Source organism: Nocardia sp. NPDC060220, assembly GCF_042727815.1.
GTDB lineage: Bacteria > Actinomycetota > Actinomycetes > Mycobacteriales > Mycobacteriaceae > Nocardia.
Map to the genome: position 1 here is coordinate 1 of NZ_JBHWZY010000059.1, position 14,777 is coordinate 14,777.

The following is a 14,777-nucleotide window of genomic DNA, read 5'->3' on the forward strand; positions in this document are numbered from 1 at the left end:
CCGCGTCGAGCACGATGACGACCCGGCCGCGCGCGGGTTGGCGAGTCCGGCTGGAGTCGTCGGTCACGGCACCGGAATCCTCAGCGACCCGAGTACGCGCGCCGTATCGGCACCGGAGTCCGCGGCGGGGCCGATCATCCTGCGGGACAGTGGTTTCGCGACCGGAATCGGTCCGTTCTCGGACTCGACGAACCAGGTATCACCGCGCTGCGCCGTGCGCGGGACCGGATCGGCGGTCAGCGTGCTCGCGACGACATCGGTCATCGAGATGTCCCACAGCACGCCGCGCCCATCGGCCGGCGCCGACATCGCGAGTACGGCGGCGGTCAGGCCGGTGAGTGGATCGGCGATGGCGTCGCCGACGAAAGCCGGTGTGCCCGAATCGGGCTCGAAGGCGACCAGCCCGGCGGCCGCGGCGATGTCGTCCCCGAAACCGATCCGGTTCGACGCCCGACCCGCGGCGGTGATCGACACCCAGCTCGCCCCGCGCGCGACAGCCGCCTCGGCGTCGAGCCCGAAACCGGCGAGCGCCCGGGGCCGCGACGCCTCGATGACGATGTCGGCGGCGTCGACCAGAGCCCGCAGCGCCGACCTTCCGGTGCGCTCGGTGGGATCGAGAACCACCGACTCATGGCCGTGATGCAGGAGCGCGTAGAACTCCGGGCTGCCGCGGCGGGCGCCGTCGGGCCGTCCCGGGGTCTCGACCTTGACCACGCGCGCGCCTGCCAGACCGAGCAGATGGGCGCACAGCGGGCCCGCCCACAGGGCGCTGAAGTCGACGACGAGCAGCCCTCCGACCGGCCTCGGCGTCATCGGTGACGGGCAGTGCGCGGGCTCGTCGGGCCGCACCGGACCCGCCGCCACGCCGAGGAGTTCGGCGCGTTCGAGGAGTTCGTCGCCGCGATGCGCGCGTACCCATTCGGCGAGCGCGGGCCACGGATCCGCCGCGTCGAGATCGTCGCCGATCAGCGCGCCGAGCAGCAGCGGATCATCGGGTCGGGCGCATGACACCGCCGCCCACCCGTCCGAGGTGCGCAGCAGTCGGCAACGGCCGCCCGCCGACACCGTTCCCCGGCGCCGTAGACCGGTGAGCGCCGCGCGTTCGCCCAGTAGCTGAGCCCCGTCGACAGTGATCGTTCGCTCCGAGAACGCGGCCAGCGTCGAGGACAGCTCCCTGGCCCTGGTGGCCGCGCGCCCCGGCGGCACCAGGGGCGGTCCGTCCGGGCGACCGGAGAGGGCGACCACGCCGCTCGCCGCCCAGTCCGCCGCGGGCGGACCGGGAACCGGCGCTGTCGTTGGCTGCACGGCTCGATAGTAGGTCGCGGGGCCCGCCCGGTCTCGGTCATCACCGAGCCGACGCCGTGTCACTATTGCGCGGTGAGCCGTGAAGCGACTGATCTGGCCTCGGATGCCATGGAACTCGACATCAGCCCGCAGGGTACGCCGAGGAATCCGGTGCTGGTCATCGCGCTCGACGGGTGGGCAGGGGAGTCGCCCGAGCGGATCGCCCGGGTCGCCGAAGCGCTGGCAGGCTCGCTGCGCCTGTCGATCGGGGTGTTGCGTGGACCGGCCTCCCCACGTCTGGAGCCGCTGTTGCGCGCGCTCACCCTGACGCTGGCCGAGGATGCCGCGAGCTCGCCGATGATCGTCGACCATCCCGACCCCGAGGCGGCGGTGCGGCATCTGACGGAAGCTGTGCGGCGCAATCCGCAAGCGAGCGTGGCGCTCGGGCGACTGCTGCGCCAGACCTCGGTGCCCGATACGACCGCGGCCCTCGGCGCGGAAGCCGCGTTCTACTCGATGCTGCTGGCGGGCAAGGAGTTTCGGCGGTGGCTCGCCGAACGCGGCGGGCCGAAACCGGTGAACTTCCCCGATCGGCCGCTGGTGCGGCTGGACCGCGACGTCGACCTGCTGTCGGTGACCCTCGACCACCCTGAGCGCCGCAACGCACTGAGTGCCCCACTGCGTGAACAACTTCTGGAAGCCCTGCGGCTCGCCGAACTCGACGACAGCATCGAGCGGGTGCTGCTGCGCGGTGCGGGCCCGGTGTTTTGCAGCGGCGGCGATCTCGATGAATTCGGCACCGCCGTCGATGTGGTCGCGGCGTATCAGGTGCGGCTCGAACGGGGGCCGTGGCGGGTCGTCGACCGGTTGGGCGAGCGGGTCTCGGCACAGGTCCACGGCGCGTGTATCGGGGCGGGCATCGAGCTGTCGGCTTTCGCGCACCGACTGGTCGCGGCGCCGGACACGTACTTCCGGCTGCCCGAGATCGCGATGGGGCTGGTTCCCGGAGCGGGCGGCACCGTCAGCGTCCCGCGGCGGATCGGACGCTGGCGCGCGGCCTGGATGATGCTGACCGGCGATCGGATCGACACCGGTACCGCGTTGCGGTGGGGGCTTGTCGACGCCATCGAGTAGAGAGTTGATCGCTGCTCCCGTGAGGCATACTGAATGTATTACAGTAATGCCTTGTAGGACCGTGTCTTGTTGCCGACTGTCGACAGTCCGCAGCGAGGTCCCACGGAAACGGCGGTTCGCTCGAATGAGGTGGTTGCGGAATGGATTTGGGATTGCGGGGCGCGGCAACGGTCGTGGTGGGCGGTAGTCGCGGGATGGGGCTGGCCACAGCGCGCTGCCTGGCGGAGGAAGGCGCCAGGGTCGCGGTGATCGGCCGGTCGGCCGACGATGTCGAGCGGGCGAGCGTCGACCTGGCACAGCGGGGGAGTACCGACGCGATCGGACTTGTCGCCGACGTGCGCGATACCGGCCAGGTGGCCTCGGTCTTCGCCGAACTGGAGCAACGATGGGGTGGCGAACTCAACGCACTGGTCAACACCGTCGGGCCGAACGTTCAGGGCACGGTCGAGGAATTGTCCGACGATCAGTGGCACGAGGCGGTCGACCACGGTGCGCTCGCCATCGTGCACTGCGTCAACGCGGCGCTGCCGCTGCTACGCAAGGCGCAGTGGGGACGGATCGTGAACTTCTCCGCGCATTCGACTCAGCGCCAGACCACGTCCCTGGTCGCCTACACCGCGGCGAAGGCGATGGTGACCAGCATCTCGAAGAATCTGTCGCTGTTGCTGGCCGAGGAGGAGATCCTGGTCAACGTGTTGTCGCCGGGTACCTTCGTCACTCCCGCGCTCACCGGCTGGGCGCGTTCGGTCGGCCTCGACGACGACGATCCCTACCGGCTCATGGAGGCGATCGGCGCGCACTTCGGGCACCCCGCGCAGATGCCGAGAGCCGGCTTGCCCGAGGAGATCGGCCCCGTCGCGGCGTTCCTGGCCTCGCGCCGCAATTCGTACATGACCGGCGCCAACGTGAATGTCGACGGCGGCTCCGACTTCGTCTGAGCCACTATCGGTTTCGGCCGGACCCGCGATGGGTCCGGCCCTCGCTGACATCAGAGCCGATAGTCGCGCAGCACGCCCCTACTGATGATCCGCTTCTGGATCTCGCTGGTTCCCTCGCCGATCAACATGAACGGCGCTTCACGCATGAGACGTTCGATCTCGTACTCGGTGGAGTATCCGTAGCCGCCGTGGATGCGGAAGCTGGCCTGGGTGACCTCGTTGCAGAACTCGCTCGCCAGATACTTGGCCATGCCCGCCGCGACATCGTTGCGCAGCCCGGAATCCTTGAGGCGCGCCGCGTTGACCATCATGAGATGGGCCGCCTCGACCTTGGTGGCCATGTCCGCCAGCGAGAATCCGATCGCCTGATGCTCGACGATGGGTTTGCCGAAGGCTGAGCGCTGCTGGGCGTAGCGCGCGCCGAGTTCGAACGCGCGTAGCGCGATTCCGCAGGCGCGGGCCGCCACATTGACCCGCCCGACCTCGATGCCGTCCATCATCTGCTTGAAACCCTGACCGGGTTCGCCGCCGAGGACGGCGTCGGCCGGGACGACGTGGTTGTCGAGCAGCATCTCGGTGGTGTCGATGCCCTTGTAACCCATTTTGTGGATCTTGCCGGGAATGCTCAGTCCGGGAACGACCTCACCGAATCCGGCGGGTTTCTCGAGCAGGAAAGTGGTGAGATTGTCGTGCGGGCGTTCGTGACCCTCATCGGTGCGGACGAGGGTGGCGACGAGCGTGGCCGTGGAACCGTTGGTCAGCCACATCTTGCGACCGTCGAGCGTGTATTCCCCCGAGTCCCCACGCACGGCCTTGGTACGGATGGCGGCCACGTCCGAACCGAGTTCGGGTTCGGACATGGAGAACGCGGCGCGCACTTCGCCGGTGGCCATGCGCGGCAGGAAATGTCGCCGCTGGGCTGCCGTACCGTGCTGGGCGAGCAGATACGCCACGATGAAATGGGTGTTGATGACGCCGGAGACGCTCATCCAGCCGCGCGCCAGTTCCTCGACGCACAGGGCGTAGGTGAGCAGTGATTCACCGAGGCCGCCGTACTCCTCGGGGATCATCAGGCCGAACAGCCCCATCTCCGCCATCCGGTCGACGATGTCTTGCGGATAGGTATCGGTGTGTTCGAGTTCCTGGGCGACGGGGATGATCTCCTTGTCCACGAATGTGCGCACAGTGGCCAATATTTCGGTCTGCACCTCGGTGAGGCCGTGGGTTTGTCCGAGTTTCATCGGGAAATCCGTTCGGTGGAATCGGTGCCTGTGTGGCGTGAATCGGCGGCTGCGGTGGGCTCGGCGCGGGTCACAACACCACCACCGTGAGGGTTTCGGCTACCAACGCCGGTTTGTCCTGCCGCTCGTCCTCGATGACCCATCGAACAGTGAGTAGGCACCGCGACTTCTCGACCGACAGGTCGACCGGGGTCGCCGAGGCGCGTACTCGGGTGCCGACGCGCACGGCAGCGGGGAATCGAACCTTGTTGCTGCCGTAGTTGATTCGGGCTGTGCCGAATCCGATGGCGTAGAGGTCGCGACCGAGGAACGGCAGCATCGACAGGGTCAGGTAGCCGTGGGCGATGGTGGCGCCGTAGGGGCCGTCGGCGGCGCGGGCAGGGTCGACATGGATCCATTGATCGTCGCCGGTGCATTCGGCGAACGCGTCGACTCGTTTCTGGTCGATCGGGATCCACGGTCCCGGCCCGACGGTATCGCCGATCGCGGCCGAGAGGTCATCGAGTGAGGTGAAGGTGCGCGCGGCCATGATCACACCACCCGCTCGAAGACGGCTGCCAGGCCCTGTCCGCCGCCGATGCACATCGTCTCGAGCCCGTAGCGCAGTTCGCGTCGGTGCAGTTCCCTGGCCAGGGTGGCCAGCATCCGCCCGCCGGTGGCGCCCACCGGATGTCCGAGAGAGATGCCCGAGCCGTGCACGTTCGTGCGTTCGAGATCCCGGTCGCCGAACTTCCATTCCCGCATGACGGAGAGAGCCTGCGCCGCGAACGCTTCGTTGAGTTCGATCAGGTCGATGTCGGAGAGGGAGAGCCCCGCGTGGCGCAGGGCGGCGTTGGTGGCGGGGACCGGCCCGATCCCCATGACATCGGGTCGCACGCCGGCCACTGCCCACGACTTCAAGGTGACCAACGGGGTGAGGCCCAGTTGTTCGGCAGTCTCCCTGGTGGTCACCAGACACATCGACGCCGCGTCGTTCTGCCCGCTGGCGTTGCCCGCGGTGACCGTCGATTCCGGATCGATCCCGGCCCGAACGGGTTTCAGCGCGGCGAGTGATTCGAGGGTGGTGTCGGCGCGGGGGTGCTCGTCGGTGTCGATCACCGAATCGCCGCGCCGCGAGGAGACCGTGACCGGAATGATCTGCTCGGCGCTCGCACCGCTGTGGGCGGCATCGATGGCACGCTGGTGGGAGGTGACCGCCAGCCGATCCTGTTCTTCCCGGGGGATGGCGTAGGTCCGGCGCAGGTTCTCGGCGGTTTCGAGCATGCCGCCGGGCACCGGATAGTCCTTGCCGCCGGCGGTTTCGCGTCCGCGAGCCAGCGCATCGTGGACCCGGACCCCGCCACGCGCACCGCCCCAGCGCATATCGAGCGAGTAGAACGGGGTGTTGGTCATGCTCTCGACACCACCTGCGACCACCACCTCACTGGCACCACTGGTGACCTGCATGACCGCCTGGATCACCGACTGCAACCCGGATCCGCAGCGTCGATCGATCTGCATGCCGCCGACGGTCACCGGCAGCCCGGCGTCGAGGGCCACGACTCGGCCGATGGCAGGCGCCTCGCTGTTGGGATAGCAATGGCCCAGGATCACGTCGTCCACGGCAGCGGGGTCGATCCCGGTACGCTCCAGCAGCCCGCGCAGGGCGATGACACCGAGATCGACCGCGGTGAGCGAGGAGAACACCCCGCCGTAGCGTCCGATGGGGGTGCGGACAGGTTCACAGATCACTGCTTCACGCATGGGTGCGGTCTCCGTCATGGTCGAATTCGGCGGTCAGAACGGTGTGTTCGACAGTTCGGTCGGTGCCCTCACCGGTACGGACGGCGAGTTCGAGGTCGACATCGGCGTCGCGACGCTGGATGCGGGCCGGTTCGGCGCAGAACAACGGCGCGAGATTGCGGTGACGCAATCGGGCCGGAGTCGACTGCGGTCGTTCCCGTCGCAGGGTCTCGGCCATGGCCAGGGTCATGAGTGGTCCGTGCACCACCAGCGCCGGATATCCCTCGACGCCGGTCGCGTAGGGCCAGTCGTAGTGGATACGGTGGGAATTGGCCGTGGCCGCGCTGAAACGCATCAAGACAGTGGGATCTGTGCGCAATTCCCAGTCCCATTCGGCCACGCGTCGCAATGGTCTACCCGCTGCCGCGGGGGCGGGCGGTGTCGCGATGCCGGCACCGGGTTTCGGGGCCTCGCGATAGATGAGATTCTGGCGTTCCACCACAGCGAGCGTGTCCGCTCCGGTGTAGAGCCGGATTTCGACATCGACCACCACCAGCGGCCCCGTCCGCCCGTTCTTGGGCGTCACCGCGACGACTCGCGCTTCGCGCCGCACCGTCGACCCGATGGTCACCGCCTCGTGCAGTACCACGTCGCCGCCGGCGAACATGCGCCGCGGCAGCTCGACCGGAGGCAGGAACGAGCCACGGGCCGGGTGTCCATCGGTCCCGATCGAGGACGACACGGGCCAGCGGGCCAGCGCCGCCCAATGCCACAGCGGCGGAAGTGGATCGCCCGCTCCGATCGAGGGTGCGCCGGAGTCGAGGACCGCGCTCAGCGCGGCGACCGGTGCCGGATCGACGTATTCGTCGGTGACGACGGTGTGTGCCTGCCACTCGGTCACATGAACCGCCCGCCGGTCACTTCCAAGGTGGTGCCGGTCATATACGAGGACAGGTCAGAGGCGAGGAAGAGCGCGACGCCGGCGACCTCCTCCGGTTCACCCGCCCGCGACATCGGGATCTCCGCCATCTTCTGGTCCCAGACGTGGCCGGGCATCGCCGTGGTCATCGGCGACCGGATCAGGCCGGGTTGGATCGCGTTGACGCGCACCCCGAATCGGGCCGTTTCCTTGGCCGCCGCCTTGGTCAGACCGATGATTCCCGCCTTCGCGGCCGAATAGTTGGTCTGACCGGCCATGCCCACTTTGCCCGAGAGCGAGGAGATGTTGACGATGCTGCCACGCCCTTGCTCCCGCATGATCGTGGCGGCGAGTCGGGTCCCGTGCCAGCTGCCCTTCAGGTGTACTGCCACGACCTGGTCGAAATCCTCCTCGCTCATCGTGCGCATAGAGGCGTCGCGGGTGATGCCCGCGTTGTTGACCATGACATCGACCGAGCCGAATTCGCCGGTCGCGGTGGCGAGTAGTGCCGAGACATCGGCGGCGCTGGTCACGTCGCAGCGGACCGCGCGAACAGCGTCCGAGCCCAGCGCCTCCTGTGCCGCGTCAGGATTCAGGTCACCGACGACCACCCGCGCACCCTCGCGCAGGAAGGTCGACGCGATGGCAAGGCCGATGCCCTGCGCCCCGCCGGTGACGACCGCGACGCGGCCCTCGAGAAGTGACATGGTGTGGAATCCTTTCGGCGCTGCGCATTCAGTACTGCGTCGAGCCCAGGTCGACCGCGATCTGGGCGGCGGTGATGTAGCGGGACTCGTCGTCGGCCAGCCAGCTGACAGCGGCGGCGACGTCCTCGGGCATGGCCACCCAGTCCGGGAGGAACGGTGTCGTCATGTGTCCGAGTTGAGGATTGGATTCGAGCGCGCGGCCGAGCGCGGCGACCATGTCCCCGCTGCCCATGGGTGTCAGCACGGCGCCCGGATGCACGCTGTTGACCCGGATCCGATGTTTGCCGAGTTCGGCGGCCAATCCCCTGGCGATACCGGTCACCGCGTGTTTGCTGGCGGTGTAGTGAACCATGAACGGCTGCATCTTCAGCCCGGCGGCGGAGCTGATCAGGATGATCGAGCCGCCGCGCCCACCGTTGATGATGTGGTCGGCTCCGGCGATCGCGGTGTTCCAGGTGCCGGTGACATTGATGTCGATGACATCGCGAAACGACTCGGAGGTGATCTCGTTCCACCGCTGCGGGATACAGATGCCGGCGTTGGCGACGACGATGTCGAGCCGTCCCAACGTGGCGACCCCGTCGTCGACAGCGGCGCGCAACCCGTCCAGGTCGCGGGTGTCGACGGTGGCGGCGACGATGCGGCGGCCGGTCGCTTCGACCAGTCGTACCGTCTCCTCGAAATCCTCTGGCGTGGCCGAATCGTAGGGAACAGCGGCGGGCAGCGGGCCTGCGAGATCGACGGCGATGATGTCGGCGCCCTCGCGCGCCAGGCGCACCGCGTGCGCCCGGCCTTGTCCGCGCGCTGCGCCGGTGATGAAGGCGACCTTGTCGCTGTGTCGGCCGGTCACGTTTTCTCCTCGGGCTGTCGGGCGCTCACGGATCGTGTGGGACAGGGGTGGTGATCCCCGCCCGCGGACACAGCACCAGAACTCATTATCGTATGTTTTATCGTAAAGACAACAGTATTGCGTCAGGACACCTTATGGCCCGACCGTTCGCGGTGCAAGAACGACCGCGTCGGGTTCGGGTCCGCTGTTACAGTCGGCATTACTGGATTATTGTCTATTCGCGAATCGTCGCATCGTTCTCGGTGGCGAACGGGTGTCATCGCGAGGGAGGAGCGGCGCGGATGTCGAAGGTTGTCGGGTTCATCGGAGCAGGTCAGATGGGCGAGCCGATGGTGGTTCGACTGGTGGCGGCAGGTCATCGGGTCGTGGTGTACGCGCGGAAGGAGGCGGTGCGGGAACGGCTGCGGGCGGCGGGAGCCGAGGTCGTCGACTCGGTGCGGGAGGTCGCGGTCGCGGGCGAGGTGATCATCGCGTGCCTGTTCTCGGATCACCAGCTACGCGAGGTGCTGTCGGGGCCGGAGGGAGTGCTCGCGACGGCGCGGGAAGGTGCGGTGGTGGTCTCGCACACGACCGGTGCGGTCTCGACGATCACCGAGCTGGCCGGTGCGCGACCCGACGGTCCGGTCCTGCTCGACGGACCGGTCAGTGGATCGGCCGACGACATCGCCGCAGGGCGGCTCACGGTCTTGCTCGGTGGGCCGTCGGACGCGGTCGAGACCGTCCGGACGGTGCTGTCCGCGTACGCGAGCACCCTCTTGGCCACCGGTGCGCTCGGCAGCGCGCTCGGTGTGAAACTGGTCAACAACGCCCTGTTCGCCGCGAACGCCCAACTGGTGGCTGTGGCCGCCGAAGTCGGCCGCAAGCTGGGCATCGAGGAAGCGCAGTTGCTGGAGGCGCTGTCGGCGGCCAGCGGCAACAGCTACGCGGCCGATTCGATTCGGCGCACCGGCGGTCTGGCGAAATTCGAGAAGCGCGCCGCGCCGTTCCTGCGCAAGGACGTCGCCGCCTGCTTGACCGCGACCGCCGACCTCGGCATCGACCTCGGCGGACTGGGGGCCGCGATCGCCGACGGTCCGCTCGACTTGAGCTGACGTCGGGCGGACCGGGTCGGCCGCAGCCCTACAGCGGTGGCCGACCCGGCCGGTCGTTACTCGGCGGCTCGCTCGGCATTCTTGATCAGCCCGCCGCCGATGATCAGGCGCTGGATCTCGCTGGTGCCCTCGTACAACCGCAGCAGCCGGACGTCACGGTAGATCCGTTCCACGGCCACATCGCGCATGTATCCCGTGCCGCCGTGCACCTGCACCGCCGAATCGGCTACCCGCCCGGCCATTTCGGTGCAGAACAGTTTGGCCACCGACGGGGCGACCCGCCGATCCTCGCCCGCCACCCAGGCACGCGCGGCGTCGCGAACCAGGGCGCGGCCCGCCATCACTCCGGTCTGCATATCGGCCAGGTGAGCCTGGACCAACTGAAACCGTCCGATGGGGGTGCCGCCCTGGGTAGCGGTCGCGGCGTAGGCGACGGATTCGTCGAGCGCCCGCTGCGCCGTGCCCACCGCTAGTGCCGCGATATGGACACGACCCCGCGCCAGCGAGGTCATCGCCGCACGGTAGCCGATGTCCTCGCTACCGCCGACGAGTGCGTCGGCGCCGACGCGGACATCGTGGAAATACACCTCGGCGGTCCACGCGCCCTCTTGGCCCATCTTGCGGTCCTTGGGGCCGACTGTCACGCCGGGGGCGTCGGCGGGAACCAGGAACACCGAGATGCCCGCGCCGTCCTCGTCGGCCGGACGGGTGCGGGCGAAGACGACGAACAGATCGGCGACCGGTGCGTTGGTGATGAAGCGCTTCTCGCCGTTGATGATCCAGCCGTCACCCGACCTGGTCGCGCTGGTGCGCAGCGCCGCGGGATCGGACCCCGCACCGGACTCGGTGAGCGCGAACGACGCGACGACAGCGCCGGAGGCGATGTGCTCGAGCCATCGAGATTTCTGTTCCTCGGTGCCGAACCCGACCAGGACCTGACCGGCGATACCGTTGTTGGTGCCGAACAGTGAGCGCAGCGCGAGCGTGGTGTAGCCGAGTTCCATGGCCAATTCGACGTCCTGGGCGAGATCGAGTCCGAGGCCGCCCCATTCCTGGGGGATCGCGTAGCCGAACAGGCCCATGGCCTTGGCCTGACGCGCGATCTCGTCGGGCATCCGGTTCTGTTCGGCGATCTCGCGCTCTCGCCCGACGACCACGTTTCGTACGAAATCCTTTGTCTGCGCCAGTATTTCGCGGAAGTCCTCCGCGGTGACCGCGCTGATGGCGGTGGATGCGCTCGTCATGGCAGGGCCTCCTCGTCACGGCGCTCTGCGGCCGTGGTGCTCGATGTGTCTGGTGGGCAAGTGGCCCGATGCGCCGTCTTGACCGGACGCACGTAATGTCTAACATTACTGTAATGCCAGCGGTAAGTGATACGGGAGCTGTGTCGAGCATCGTGCTCACGGCGCGGACCTCGATGGACAGGGCGGTACAACGATGACTGCGTACGACACGGGCGTGCTGATTCTCCGAGTGTGTCTCGGCCTCACCATGGCCGCGCACGGCTACCAGAAGTTCTTCGGGGGTGGGCGGATACCGGGCACCGCCCGCTGGTTCGACAGCATCGGGATGCGGCCGGGCATCGTGCACGCGCGCCTCGCCGCGAGCAGCGAGATCGGCGTCGGCCTCGCGCTGGCCTTCGGGTTGCTCACACCGATCGCGGCCGCGGGGTTCGTCGCGCTCATGCTGGTCGCCGCCTGGACGGTGCACAGGTCCAAGGGCTTCTTCATCGTGGGAGAGGGCTGGGAGTACAACCTGGTGCTGGCGGCGGGCGCGGTGAGTGTGGCCACCCTCGGTCCCGGCCGGATCAGCCTCGACCAGTTGATCTTCGGCACCGACCGGGTGGACGGCTGGTGGGGATTCGGTCTCGCCGTCGGCCTCGGCCTCGCGGCCGGGGTCGGCCAGCTCGCACTGTTCTACCGGCCGCCGGCTCCCGCCCGGTCCTGAGTGAATCACAGGGCGACAGATGTCGATACAGGATCACGACGAGAGCTCCGCCGCGACCGAGCTCGTGACAGCACTCGCCGAGGAGCTCGCGGGCTTCGGCGAGCGGCCGTGCATAGAGTTCGAGCGGCGCTGGTATTCCGGCAACGCCGTGCGAGCCTACATCCACCGGATCACCGCGGAGTTGGACCGTGCGGGCGTGCGCGCCGAGGACCCGATCGGGATCGTCGTCCGCAATCGGGTGCCGCACGCGGCCGCGATCCTCGGGTTCATCACGCAACGTCGTCCGGTCACGATGATCAACTCGTATCAGTCGGCCTCGGGCATCGCCCGCGACATCGAACAGACACGTCCGGTCGCGGTGATCGCCGATCGGCGGGACTGGACGGCGCCGGTTCTGGCCGCCTGCGAGCGGGTGGGCGGTGCCGGGATCGCGGTGGCGCTGGAGGAGCCCTCGGTCGAGACCGTCGTGCACGGTGACCGGTCGACCGGCCGAGTCGCCGATCAGGTGACAACCGTGCCCGGCTTGCACATCCTGACCAGCGGAACGACCGGCCCACCCAAGCGGGTGCCGATTCCGCTGTCGGCGTTGGGACATACGGTCCGCACCATGACCGGCGGGGTGACCGTCGCCGATCCCGACGATCCGCCGGAATTGGTGTACTGGCCGTTCGGGAGCATCGGTATCTGTCAGCTGCTCGCGGCGCCGTTCCTCGGCAAACGCATGGTGCTGCTGGAGAAGTTCACGGTCGAGGAATGGGTGCGGGCGGTCAAGACCTACCGGGTCACTCGGACCGGCGTGCAGCCGACGATTCTGCGCATGCTGCTGGAAGCCGAGGTGCCGCCGCAGGACCTGTCGTCCCTGGAATATCTGCCGGGTGGATCCGGCCCGCTCGAGCCGGAACTGCGTGCGGAATTCGAACGCCGCTACGCCATTCCACTGCTGTGGGCCTATGGTGCCACCGAGTTCGCCGGCTCGGTGTGTGCGTGGACGCCGCAGTTGCACGAGCGATTCGGTGCGACCAAGGCCGGCAGCGTCGGTGTGCCGCTGCCCGGAGTGCGCGTGCGCATCGTCGACGCGGAGACCGGTGCGCAGGTGGGCGTCGGCGCGACGGGACTGCTCGAGGCCGAGGTGGCCGCGCTCGGTGCCACCTGGGTACGGACCACCGATCTGGCCTCCGTGGATGCCGACGGGTTCGTGACGATTCACGGGCGAGCCGACGGCGCGATCAATCGTGGCGGTTTCAAGATCCTGCCCGAAACCGTGCGTGCCGCCCTGCTCACCCATCCCGCGGTACGGGATGCGTGTGTTGTCGGCGTCCAGGACGGCCGATTGGGTCAGGTACCTTTCGCCGCCGTGCAGCCGCGTCGCGAAGTGCCGAAACCCACGGAAGCGGACCTGATCGCACACCTGCGAGACCAGCTGCCGAGCCACCATGTGCCCGTCGCGATCGCCGTCGTCGACGATCTTCCGCGCAATGCCGCGCTGAAAGCCAGGACGGACGCGGTGGCCGCCCTGTATGCCGGGCGTTGACATCGACGGGTCTCGGCGCGACTGGTTGATCGCGCCGGGACCCGGCCGATGTCGAAGGCGTAGCGCCCGTTCGGGTGCTAGCTGCCCGTGGTTGCCGATCCGTCCGTCGCGAAGCTCACCGTCGCGAAGTTCACGGTCGCCAGCGCCGCCAACGCGCCGTCCTCGCCGTCGAATACCTCGACCTGGACCACGATCGACCGTTTGCCCGCGTGCACGATCTTGCTCACCGCGCGCGCGGTGCCCTCGGTGATCGGGCGGAAGTAGCGCACACTCAAATCCGAGGTGACGATACCGGCGTTCGGTGGACGGGACTCCAGGGCGAGGGTGCCCGCCGCGATGTCGGCCAGTGTCGCGATCAAGCCGCCCTGCAGCCCACCGGAGGTGTTGACTACGTGCGGCGCGACGGGCAGCTCCCAGATGAGCGAGCCGTCGAGGTCGGTCGCCTTGCGGAAGCCGATGTGGTCGAGTAGTCCAGTGATCTCTCGGATGGTCGACATCATGTCGGATCACCGCTTTCGGAATGTGGCCGTGGGCCGATGGGGGATGCGGTGAAGTGTTCGCGGACCGCGGACAGGTCTGCCTTGCCCGACGGGGTGCGCGGAATCGCCTCGACGACAGCGATATCGGTGGGGATCTCGTAGCGGGCCAAGCGAGTGCTCAGGTAGCCGACCAGCTCGTCGACCTCGGTGTGGCGACCCGCGCGCAGCTCGACCATGGCGACCGGGGTCTCGCCGAGCCGGTCGTCGGTCCTGGCGACGACCGCCGCGCCGCGGACCGCGGGATGTTCCTCCAGCGCGGCGCGCACATCATTGGGCATGATCTTGAATCCACCTCGGATGATGGCCTGATCGGCACGTCCGAGAATCCAGAGGAACCCGTCGGCGTCGATGCGGGCGATATCGGTGGTACGGACCCAGCCCGCGGTGGGACCGAGCTGGCCGGGCGCGACCTCGAGCAGGCCGGGCACGTCGGGCCCGAGCGCGGTGCCGTCCTCGTCGACTACCCGCAGGCGGGCGCCGCCACTGGCACGGCCGACGCTGCCGCGCTTGGTGTTCCAGAACTGCCGGTGGTCGGGAAGCGTCCAGCCGGCGACGCCGCCGCCGAATTCGGTGGCGGCATACGACGTCAGGACCGGAATGCCGAATTTGTCCTGGAAGGCGTCGGCGTCGGCGGCCGACAGCGGCGCGGTGCCCGACGTGACCACCCGGACGCCGTCCAGATCCGCGGGGCCGAGGCCCGAGTGCAGCACCATCCGCAGGGCGGCGGGTACCAGTGACACCGCGCCCGGCCGGTGCGCCCGCACCGCCGCCGCCCAGCGGTCGAGGTCGAAGCGCGGCAGGAAGACGAAGGGCCTGGCATCGACTACACACTGCAGAATGCGGAAGATACCGCCGATGTGCACCAGCGGAGCAT

The 14,777-nt window shown here is 68.5% G+C and carries 15 protein-coding genes; 5 read left to right on the top strand and 10 right to left on the bottom strand.

Translation table 11 applies throughout. The annotated features are described in order from the left end of the window. Positions 1-63: 63 nt before the first annotated feature. On the bottom strand, positions 64-1,305 hold the full coding sequence (locus ACFWF3_RS04975) for a CoA transferase (RefSeq protein ID WP_379312481.1): 1,242 nt from the start codon (positions 1,303-1,305) through the stop codon (positions 64-66). A gap of 72 nt (positions 1,306-1,377) precedes the next feature. On the opposite strand from ACFWF3_RS04975, the gene ACFWF3_RS04980 reads away from it, so the two are divergent. Both ACFWF3_RS04980 and ACFWF3_RS04985 read left to right on the top strand, forming a co-directional pair. After that, a complete protein-coding gene (locus tag ACFWF3_RS04980; RefSeq protein ID WP_379312482.1) occupies positions 1,378-2,418 on the top strand; it encodes an enoyl-CoA hydratase/isomerase family protein in 1,041 nt (346 codons plus the stop codon). 140 nt (positions 2,419-2,558) lie between these two features. After that, complete coding sequence (locus tag ACFWF3_RS04985; RefSeq protein WP_379312484.1) at positions 2,559-3,356, top strand: SDR family NAD(P)-dependent oxidoreductase; 798 nt, start codon at positions 2,559-2,561, stop codon at positions 3,354-3,356. Between the two features lie 50 nt (positions 3,357-3,406). On the opposite strand, the gene ACFWF3_RS04990 is transcribed toward ACFWF3_RS04985, so the two are convergent. The 6 genes from ACFWF3_RS04990 to ACFWF3_RS05015 all read right to left on the bottom strand — a co-directional run bounded on the left by ACFWF3_RS04990 (position 3,407) and on the right by ACFWF3_RS05015 (position 8,795). Further along, positions 3,407-4,597: an acyl-CoA dehydrogenase family protein gene (locus ACFWF3_RS04990; RefSeq protein WP_379312486.1), complete on the bottom strand. Its 1,191-nt coding sequence runs from the start codon at positions 4,595-4,597 to the stop codon at positions 3,407-3,409. A gap of 70 nt (positions 4,598-4,667) precedes the next feature. After that, positions 4,668-5,126 carry a MaoC family dehydratase gene (locus ACFWF3_RS04995; protein WP_379312487.1) on the bottom strand — a complete coding sequence of 153 codons (459 nt, stop codon included), beginning with the start codon at positions 5,124-5,126 and terminating at the stop codon, positions 4,668-4,670. Positions 5,127-5,128: 2 nt separating this feature from the next. Next, positions 5,129-6,340, bottom strand: a complete 1,212-nt coding sequence (locus tag ACFWF3_RS05000; RefSeq protein WP_379312488.1) for an acetyl-CoA C-acetyltransferase — start codon at positions 6,338-6,340, stop codon at positions 5,129-5,131. Then, entirely contained in the window at positions 6,333-7,220 is an 888-nt protein-coding gene (locus ACFWF3_RS05005; protein WP_379312489.1) for a hypothetical protein, read from the bottom strand. Before ACFWF3_RS05005 ends, ACFWF3_RS05000 begins: the two co-directional genes overlap by 8 nt. Then, complete coding sequence (fabG, locus tag ACFWF3_RS05010) at positions 7,217-7,945, bottom strand: 3-oxoacyl-ACP reductase FabG (RefSeq protein WP_379312490.1); 729 nt, start codon at positions 7,943-7,945, stop codon at positions 7,217-7,219. The genes ACFWF3_RS05005 and fabG overlap by 4 nt, the downstream gene beginning before the upstream one ends. Before the next feature lie 28 nt (positions 7,946-7,973). After that, the gene (locus tag ACFWF3_RS05015) at positions 7,974-8,795 is read right to left on the bottom strand and encodes a mycofactocin-coupled SDR family oxidoreductase (protein ID WP_378992930.1); all 822 of its coding nucleotides are present in this window, start codon (positions 8,793-8,795) and stop codon (positions 7,974-7,976) included. A gap of 281 nt (positions 8,796-9,076) precedes the next feature. Between ACFWF3_RS05015 and ACFWF3_RS05020 the strand changes: the two genes are divergently transcribed. Further along, entirely contained in the window at positions 9,077-9,886 is an 810-nt protein-coding gene (locus ACFWF3_RS05020; protein WP_378992932.1) for an NAD(P)-dependent oxidoreductase, read from the top strand. 56 nt (positions 9,887-9,942) lie between these two features. Here ACFWF3_RS05020 and ACFWF3_RS05025 read toward each other — a convergent pair whose 3' ends face one another. Then, positions 9,943-11,130: an acyl-CoA dehydrogenase family protein gene (locus ACFWF3_RS05025; protein ID WP_379312491.1), complete on the bottom strand. Its 1,188-nt coding sequence runs from the start codon at positions 11,128-11,130 to the stop codon at positions 9,943-9,945. A gap of 193 nt (positions 11,131-11,323) precedes the next feature. Here ACFWF3_RS05025 and ACFWF3_RS05030 point away from each other — a divergent pair, with 193 nt between their 5' ends. After that, positions 11,324-11,833: a DoxX family protein gene (locus tag ACFWF3_RS05030; RefSeq protein WP_379312492.1), complete on the top strand. Its 510-nt coding sequence runs from the start codon at positions 11,324-11,326 to the stop codon at positions 11,831-11,833. Between the two features lie 19 nt (positions 11,834-11,852). Further along, on the top strand, positions 11,853-13,364 hold the full coding sequence (locus ACFWF3_RS05035) for a class I adenylate-forming enzyme family protein (protein WP_379312494.1): 1,512 nt from the start codon (positions 11,853-11,855) through the stop codon (positions 13,362-13,364). Between the two features lie 77 nt (positions 13,365-13,441). Here ACFWF3_RS05035 and ACFWF3_RS05040 read toward each other — a convergent pair whose 3' ends face one another. Together ACFWF3_RS05040 and ACFWF3_RS05045 are read right to left on the bottom strand one after the other, a co-directional pair. Then, positions 13,442-13,864, bottom strand: coding sequence for a PaaI family thioesterase (locus ACFWF3_RS05040; RefSeq protein WP_378992937.1), 423 nt, complete (start codon positions 13,862-13,864; stop codon positions 13,442-13,444). Then, the coding region (locus ACFWF3_RS05045; RefSeq protein ID WP_379312495.1) for an AMP-binding protein at positions 13,861-14,777 on the bottom strand (917 nt) is incomplete at its 5' end. The genes ACFWF3_RS05040 and ACFWF3_RS05045, both read right to left, overlap by 4 nt.

What these genes read in the sequence shown, in the direction of transcription:
- ACFWF3_RS04985 (WP_379312484.1), top strand. Translation starts at nt 2,559, where the DNA reads ATGGATTTGGGATTGCGGGGCGCGGCAACGGTCGTGGTGGGCGGTAGT.
- ACFWF3_RS04990 (WP_379312486.1), bottom strand. Translation starts at nt 4,597, where the DNA reads ATGAAACTCGGACAAACCCACGGCCTCACCGAGGTGCAGACCGAAATA.
- ACFWF3_RS04995 (WP_379312487.1), bottom strand. Translation starts at nt 5,126, where the DNA reads ATGGCCGCGCGCACCTTCACCTCACTCGATGACCTCTCGGCCGCGATC.
- ACFWF3_RS05000 (WP_379312488.1), bottom strand. Translation starts at nt 6,340, where the DNA reads ATGCGTGAAGCAGTGATCTGTGAACCTGTCCGCACCCCCATCGGACGC.
- fabG (WP_379312490.1), bottom strand. Translation starts at nt 7,945, where the DNA reads ATGTCACTTCTCGAGGGCCGCGTCGCGGTCGTCACCGGCGGGGCGCAG.
- ACFWF3_RS05020 (WP_378992932.1), top strand. Translation starts at nt 9,077, where the DNA reads ATGTCGAAGGTTGTCGGGTTCATCGGAGCAGGTCAGATGGGCGAGCCG.
- ACFWF3_RS05025 (WP_379312491.1), bottom strand. Translation starts at nt 11,130, where the DNA reads ATGACGAGCGCATCCACCGCCATCAGCGCGGTCACCGCGGAGGACTTC.
- ACFWF3_RS05030 (WP_379312492.1), top strand. Translation starts at nt 11,324, where the DNA reads ATGACTGCGTACGACACGGGCGTGCTGATTCTCCGAGTGTGTCTCGGC.
- ACFWF3_RS05035 (WP_379312494.1), top strand. Translation starts at nt 11,853, where the DNA reads ATGTCGATACAGGATCACGACGAGAGCTCCGCCGCGACCGAGCTCGTG.
- ACFWF3_RS05040 (WP_378992937.1), bottom strand. Translation starts at nt 13,864, where the DNA reads ATGATGTCGACCATCCGAGAGATCACTGGACTACTCGACCACATCGGC.